4 protein-coding genes are annotated in these 3,757 nt (G+C 72.9%); 1 reads left to right on the top strand and 3 read right to left on the bottom strand.

Annotated elements, in window-relative coordinates; genetic code table 11:
• Positions 1-83: 83 nt before the first annotated feature.
• From ITP53_RS54380 to ITP53_RS54370, 3 genes are all read right to left on the bottom strand, one after another.
• Positions 84-674, bottom strand: a complete 591-nt coding sequence (locus tag ITP53_RS54380) for a phosphoribosylanthranilate isomerase (RefSeq protein ID WP_195903314.1) — start codon at positions 672-674, stop codon at positions 84-86.
• Between the two features lie 69 nt (positions 675-743).
• Positions 744-1,418 (bottom strand): response regulator, encoded by a 675-nt coding sequence (locus tag ITP53_RS54375; protein WP_195903313.1) that lies wholly within the window; start codon positions 1,416-1,418, stop codon positions 744-746.
• On the bottom strand, positions 1,415-3,007 hold the full coding sequence (locus ITP53_RS54370) for a sensor histidine kinase (protein ID WP_236052228.1): 1,593 nt from the start codon (positions 3,005-3,007) through the stop codon (positions 1,415-1,417). Before ITP53_RS54370 ends, ITP53_RS54375 begins: the two co-directional genes overlap by 4 nt.
• A gap of 130 nt (positions 3,008-3,137) precedes the next feature.
• Between ITP53_RS54370 and ITP53_RS54365 the strand changes: the two genes are divergently transcribed.
• Positions 3,138-3,728 (top strand): class I SAM-dependent methyltransferase, encoded by a 591-nt coding sequence (locus tag ITP53_RS54365; RefSeq protein WP_195903312.1) that lies wholly within the window; start codon positions 3,138-3,140, stop codon positions 3,726-3,728.
• Positions 3,729-3,757: the final 29 nt, after the last annotated feature.

Raw genomic sequence — 3,757 nt, 5'->3', positions numbered from 1 at the left:
CCAACCCCTCCGCACCCATCGATGAACCGCCGCCCCACCCAACCCTCCGGCCCCACGGCACGCGTTTTCGCCGGGCGCGTGGTTCAGCGGCTGTGGGCTGCTTTGAGGAAGGCTCTGATGAGGGATGAGTCCTTGACGCCCGGTGAGGTCTCCACGCCGCTCGAGACGTCGACGCCCCATGGCGCCGCGGCGGTGACGGCCTCGGTGACGTTGGCGGGGGTCAGGCCGCCGGCGAGGAGCCAGTGGCCTGAGGGGCGACCGTGGACGGCGGCCCAGTCCCAGGGGAGGCCGGAGCCGGCATGAGGGGCGTCGACGAGGAGGAGGTCCTCGTCGTAGGCGCCGCAGCGCAGGTCGGCCTCGGCGTCCACGGCCCGGACCAGGAGGCCGCCGAGGTCCTTGAGCGCGGTGAAGTCCGCGTGCGGGTGGCGGCCGTGGAGCTGCACCGCGCGTACGCCCGAGGCCAGCGCCGCTGCCCGGACCGTCTCCGGATCCTCGCCCCTGAACACCCCCACGGTCAGGACATGGGGAGGAACCTGGGCGGCCAGCTCGGCCGCACGCTCGGGCGTCACCCTGCGCGGGCTCCTGGTCATGACGAACCCGATGGCGTCGGCCCCTGCCTCGACGGCGGTGGTCACGTGCTCGGGCTCGCTCAACCCGCAGATCTTCACGTACACGCCTTTGACCTTAGCGGCGGCGGGCGGCTGCCGGTGACCACGCCCAGACCGAAGTCGCCGTGATACGGCTCAGGGGCGTGGTGGGCGGACTGGGCGGAAGGCGGCGTCCACCAGGCCCGTGCGGTGGGCCACCACCGCGGCCTGAATCCGGTTGCGCAGGCCCAGCTTCTCCATGGTCGAGGCGATGTGGGTCTTGACCGTGGTGACCCCGACGTGCAGCTCCTCGGCGATCTCGGCGTTGGACAGGCCGGTGCCCACCAGGGCGAGCACCTCCAGCTCCCGCTCGGTCAGCCCGGCGGGCGCGGGCGCCGCGGCCTGCTCCTCGGCCACCAGGAAGCGCTCCACGACCCGCCGCAGCACCGAAGGCGCCAGCAGCTGCTCCCCCGCCATCGCGCGCCGTACGGCGTCGACCATGCGCTCCGGCTCGTCGTCCTTGACCAGGAAGCCGACGGCGCCGGCGCGGAGGGCGGCGTACACGTTGGCGTCCTCGGCGAAGGTGGTCAGCACCACGATCCTGGTCCCTGGACGGGCCGCGAGCACCCGTTTGATCGCCTCCAGCCCGTCGACCCTGGGCATGCGCAGGTCCATGAGGATCACGTCCGGCAGGTGGCGCTCGGCCAGGCGCACCGCCTCGGCGCCGTCCTCCGCCTCGCCGACGACCTCCATGTCGCCGGCGGCCTGCAGCAGCATCCGTACGCCTGCGCGTACGAGAGCCTGGTCGTCCGCCACGAGCACCCGGATCATGCGGCGCTCCTGGCGGGCAGGTGGGCGGCGAGGAGCCAGCCGCCCTCGCCGTCGGGGCCGGCGGTGAGGGTGCCGCCGAGGGCGCGGACGCGTTCGCGCATGCCGGCCAGGCCGCGGCCGGAGGACGGCAGGCGTTCGATGGTCGTGGGCGGGCGGCCGTTGCGGATCTCCACGCTCAGCCCATCCTGCGCGGGGCTGACGACGACGCGGACCTGGGTGCCGGGTCCGGCGTGTTTGAGCACGTTCGTGAGTCCTTCCTGAACGATGCGGGCGGCGGAGGCGCGCGCGATGAGCGGGGCCTGGTCGGTGGCCGGGTCGAGGTCCAAGTCCACCACAAGCCCGGCGGCGGCCATCCGCTCGGCCGACTCGCGTACGACGTCGGCGGGGTTGGCCGGCAGGTCGGGCTGGCGTTCGGGGTCGCGCAGCAGGTCGAGCAGGTCACGCAGGTCCTGCAGCACCTGGTGGCCGGTCTCGCGGATGTCGCTGAGCGCGTCGGCGACGGGGCCGTCGGGCGCGGTGTAGCGGGCGGCGCTGGCCCGCAGCACCATGGCGCCGACGTGGTGGGCCACGATGTCGTGGACGTCACGGGCGATGCGTTCGCGCTCGGCCAGCTGGTCGGCCCGCACCTGCGCCAGGGTGAGCCGGGCGGACTCCTCGGCCCGCAGGCGGCCGGCGACCGCGGCGGCCTGGCGCATGCCGAGGTAGCGGCCGATGGCGACAGGCGTCGCCACCAGCGTCATGAGCACGCCGACGCGGAACGGGGTGACCTCGGTGCCGTCGCCGACGACGGCGATCGCGGCCAGCAGGCAGCCCGTGAGGTACGCCGCGCCCGTCCAGGCCCAGGAGGCGACCCGCATGGCGAACACGCCGACCGCGATCAGGGTGAGGATCAGGCAGGTGTTGACGGCCACGTTCAGGTAGATGTCGGCCGAGACGAGCAGCACGCCCTGCAGGAGGAAGACCAGGCCGGGCAGGCGCCTGGCGATGCCCAGCGACAACCCGCCGACCACGGCGAGCAGCCCGACGACCCAGACGGGCTGGCTGCCGGAGTGCCAGGACGTCCAGGTGCTGAGCACGGTGATCGCCACTCCGCCCGCCGCGAGCAGCGCGTCGGGGGTGACGTCGCGTTCCTCCAGCCGGCCGGCGGACCCGCGCAGGTACGCGCCCAGCACGGCGGGGAAGACGGGCAGCAGCACGGAGTACATCCACGTGCTCGTGCTCACCGCGACGCCGGGGTCGGCGATGTTGAGCGCGGTGGCGGCGATCGTGGCGGCCACCGCGGCGGCGACGGTCCGAGCGCTCGAACGGAACCCGGCCACGCCGAGCGCGACGCAGATGAGGATCTGCGCGGTGTTGGACGTGAACGATCCGAGACGGTCGGTGACGACCAGGAGGACGGCGAGGTAGAGGGTGACGGGCACGGGCCGGCGTCGTACGAGCCCCATGGGCAGGCCCGCGAGGAGAGCCATCGGGATGTGCGTCTCCGCGGGAAGGTATGGTGTGTCACCGACATGGGCCGTGGTCAACAGATCCAGGCCCACTCCCGACGCCGCCAGGAGGACGTCCAGGGGCACACCGCGCCAACGCATGCCCACACGCTATCCATCGAGTGTGATTGACCTGATCCTCCGCGCGGAGGACCCCGCCTCCTCCTAGTGGCCGCGGGTTCGTCCTTACGGGGGAGCGCTCCGACCCGATCATGGCCGTAGGTTTCTCCCCATGCCTAATGACACCGCACAGTTTCTCGGCCAGTTTCTGCGGGCGCCGACCACCATCGGCGCCTTCGCCCCCAGTTCGCGGCGACTGGCCGCCGCCGTCTGCGCCCCGATCCCCGAGCGCGGCGAGCCGACCGTGGTGGAGCTGGGCCCCGGCACGGGGCCGTTCACCGCGGAGATCCAGCAGCGGCTCGCCGGGCGCGGCCATCACCTCGCCGTGGAGGTGAACGAGGCGATGGCCAAGCTGATCGCCGCGCGATTCCCCGAGGTGGACGTGGCGCACGCCGATGCCGTACGGCTGGGCGAGTTGCTCTTCGAACGCGGACTGCGGCAGGCCGACGTGGTGGTGAGCGGACTGCCGTGGGCGGCGTTCCCGCAGACGTTGCAGCGCGATCTGCTGACCGCGGTGACGTCGGCGATGAACCACGGGGCGGCGTTCACGACGTTCTCCTACATCCACGCCATCCCGCTCAGCTCGGCGCGGCGCTTCCGCTCGTTGCTGGCCGATCGTTTCGAGGAGGTCGTGGCGGGCCGTACGGTGTGGCGCAACGCTCCCCCGGCGTTCGTCTTCCACGCCCGCAGACCCCGCCCATGAACGCCTGCCACGGTCGCGACTCCCGGTCC

It is taken from the genome of Nonomuraea cypriaca (genome assembly GCF_015645445.1).
Classification (GTDB): Bacteria; Actinomycetota; Actinomycetes; order Streptosporangiales; family Streptosporangiaceae; genus Nonomuraea; species Nonomuraea cypriaca.
Note: the sequence above shows the minus strand (reverse complement) of the source record. Positions and strands in the feature narration are given on the sequence as shown.

What these genes read in the sequence shown, in the direction of transcription:
- ITP53_RS54375 (WP_195903313.1), bottom strand. Translation starts at nt 1,418, where the DNA reads ATGATCCGGGTGCTCGTGGCGGACGACCAGGCTCTCGTACGCGCAGGC.
- ITP53_RS54370 (WP_236052228.1), bottom strand. Translation starts at nt 3,007, where the DNA reads ATGCGTTGGCGCGGTGTGCCCCTGGACGTCCTCCTGGCGGCGTCGGGA.
- ITP53_RS54365 (WP_195903312.1), top strand. Translation starts at nt 3,138, where the DNA reads ATGCCTAATGACACCGCACAGTTTCTCGGCCAGTTTCTGCGGGCGCCG.